This window comes from Actinoplanes sp. NPDC048791 (assembly GCF_040650095.1).
In the GTDB taxonomy this organism is placed as follows: Bacteria; Actinomycetota; Actinomycetes; order Mycobacteriales; family Micromonosporaceae; genus Actinoplanes.
The window spans coordinates 1-2,496 of record NZ_JBEZGQ010001129.1 but is presented as its reverse complement, the minus strand read 5'-3'; the positions used below and the strand labels follow the sequence as shown (position 1 = coordinate 2,496).

The window sequence follows — 2,496 nt, the reverse complement described above, 5'->3', positions numbered from 1 at the left end:
CGCAAGCCGCAGCCCGCTGCGCCGAGTGCACCCCGCCGAGCGCCAGCCACGGCACCCCACAGGCCAGTGCCGCCGCCCGGTCCGGCCCCAGCGCGGGCCCATAGCCGGGCTTGGTGGGCGTGGGATACACCGGGGACAACGTCACATAGTCCTCAGTGGACAACTTCGGCACGCCGTGGCAGGACCGGCCGACCAGGCCGACACCCGGCGGCACGGGGTCGGTGGCCGACAGGTGCACGGCGTCGCCACCGAGCGGATCGGGACCCGCGATCACGAGTCGTCCCACTGGAACCACCGCGCGCAGACTTTCCGCGAGGGCGTACCTCTCGCCGTACCCCAGGTCTTTGTCGCGCAGGATGACCCACTCGGCGCCGCCGCGGATCGCGGCCGCGACCACCTCGACGAGCGGCCGCGCCGCGAGCCGGCGGTCGGTGAGCACGACCACGCCGGACGGGATCACCATGCCGGCCGCCCTTCATCCGATGTGGACGCCAGCGCGTGGTATCGCTTGGGGATCCGGCCGGCGCCGAAGGCGAGCCGCCCGGCCTCGACGGCGTGCCGCATCGCCGCGGCCATCCGCGCCGGATCAACGGCCCGGGTGACCGCGCTGGCGATCAGTACGGCATCACAGCCCAGCTCCATGGCCAGCGCCGCATCCGAGGCGGTGCCGATGCCCGCGTCCAGCACCACCGGCACGTCCACGCTGTCGCGGATGAGCCGGATGTGATGGGGGTTGGAGATGCCCAGCCCCGACCCGATCGGCGCTCCGGCGGGCATCACCGCCGCACAACCGACGTCGGCGAGCCGGCGCGCGAGGATGGGGTCGTCGCTCGTGTACGGCAGCACCCGGAACCCGTCCGCGACCAGCGTCTCGGCCGCCCGCAACAGCTCGACGCCGTCCGGCAGCAGGGTCCGCTCGTCCCCGATGACCTCCAGCTTCACCAGATCCGTCTCGAACGCGTCGCGGGCCAGGTGGGCGGCCTTCACAGCATCGGTCGCGGTGTAGCAGCCGGCTGTGTTGGGCAGGATGCGCATGCCCAGCCGGTCGAGCATCGGCAGCAGGCCGGGGCCCGCCGCGTCGACCCGGCGCAGCGCGACGGTGACCAGTTCGGTGCCCGAGGCGACGATCGCCGCCTCGAGCGCGGCGAGGCTCTCCGCGCCGCCGGTGCCCAGGATCAGCCGGGATTCGCCGAACATCTCAGCCTCCCTGCGCCGCGGTGAGGACCTCGACCCGGTCGCCGTCCCGCAGCCGGGCGGACGGCCACGACGACCGCGGTACGACCTCCCCGTTGACGGCGACCGCGACGCCGCGCCGGGCGGTGGTCAGCTGCTCGACCAGCCCTTCGACGCTGACCACATCGATGTCGCGGGCGGCGCCGTTGACGATGACCTTCATCCGAACCTCCCCGGTGCGAACGCGTCCAGCAGTGGCGCCGACTTCCCGGTCGCCACGAGCTCGGCGATCAGATCGGCGGTGACCGGGGCGAGCAGCACCCCGTTGCGGTGGTGCCCGGCCGCGACGACCACGCCCGGCCCGTACGCACCCAGCAGCGGCGCGTTGTCGGGGGTGGCCGGCCGGTGCCGCACGAGTGTCTCGACCAGCTCGCACTCCCCCAGGTCGGGCACGAGATCGGTGGCGGCGCGCAGCAGCTCGAGCACCTGCCCGGCGGTCACCGTCGTGTCCACCCGTTCCTCCTGGGTGGCGCCGACGACCACCTCACCGTCGGCGCGCGGCACGAGGTAGACGTGCCGCCCGTCGGCCCAGCCGCTGACCACGTGGCGCAGCAGTCCCGGCTCGCCGCGCAGCCGCAGCACCAGGCCCTTCACCGGTCGCACGGGCAGGCCGGTCAGTGCCGCCGTACCGGATCCCGCCGCGACCACCACGGGTCGCGAGGCCGGGAGGGCTGCTACTGCTCCAGGCACGATCGCCGGTCCGAGGGCGGCCCGCAGAGCAGCGACGACCCGCCGCGGGTCGACCTGCCGGTCGTCGGGAGCGTGGGCACCGCCGCGCAACCGTGGTGACAGCGCCGGCTCCAGCTCACGGATGGCGCTGGGCAGCAGCGGACTCACCCCGAGGCCGTGCTCACGGCGGTACTCCCAGAGCCGTCGCGCCTCGGCGAGGTCGTCCGCGGTGAGGGCGACGCTCAGGGTGCCGACCGTGTCGTAGCCGACGTCGATGCCGGTCTCGCGCCGCAGCTCAGCGGCGAAGTCCGGCCACCGCGCGGCGGAGTCGACCATGAGCTCGGTCAGCGCTTCCTGGCCGAATCCCGCCTCACCGGCCGGGGCCAGCATGCCCGCGGCCGCGTACCAGGCGCCGTCGTCGCCGCCGCTGTCGTGGACGGTCACCGACAGCCCGCGCTGCGCGCAGCGCCATGCGATCGAGAGCCCGATGATGCCGCCGCCGATCACCACGACCTCGGTGCTGCTCATGCCAGCGCCCGCAGCACATCCTCGGTCGCCCGGCCCGGATCCGCCGCGGCCGCGACGGCGCCGACC

3 protein-coding genes and 1 pseudogene are annotated in these 2,496 nt (G+C 74.4%); all 4 read right to left on the bottom strand.

Annotation, left to right across the window (positions count from 1 at the left end; genetic code table 11):
* Positions 1-463: thiamine phosphate synthase (locus tag AB0C29_RS43190; protein WP_360833424.1), on the bottom strand; the 463-nt coding region annotated here is incomplete at its 3' end.
* Positions 457-1,197: a thiazole synthase gene (locus AB0C29_RS43185; RefSeq protein ID WP_360833422.1), complete on the bottom strand. Its 741-nt coding sequence runs from the start codon at positions 1,195-1,197 to the stop codon at positions 457-459. The genes AB0C29_RS43185 and AB0C29_RS43190, both read right to left, overlap by 7 nt.
* A gap of 1 nt (position 1,198) precedes the next feature.
* Positions 1,199-1,396 carry a sulfur carrier protein ThiS gene (gene thiS / locus AB0C29_RS43180; RefSeq protein WP_360833420.1) on the bottom strand — a complete coding sequence of 66 codons (198 nt, stop codon included), beginning with the start codon at positions 1,394-1,396 and terminating at the stop codon, positions 1,199-1,201.
* Positions 1,396-2,430: pseudogene (gene thiO, locus AB0C29_RS43175) on the bottom strand (glycine oxidase ThiO); the annotation flags it as partial. The pseudogene thiO and the gene thiS, both read right to left, overlap by 1 nt.
* Positions 2,431-2,496: the final 66 nt, after the last annotated feature.

Bases quoted from the DNA above. Each gene is read 5' to 3' on its own strand.
- AB0C29_RS43185 (WP_360833422.1), bottom strand. From the start codon at position 1,197: ATGTTCGGCGAATCCCGGCTGATCCTGGGCACCGGCGGCGCGGAGAGC.
- thiS (WP_360833420.1), bottom strand. From the start codon at position 1,396: ATGAAGGTCATCGTCAACGGCGCCGCCCGCGACATCGATGTGGTCAGC.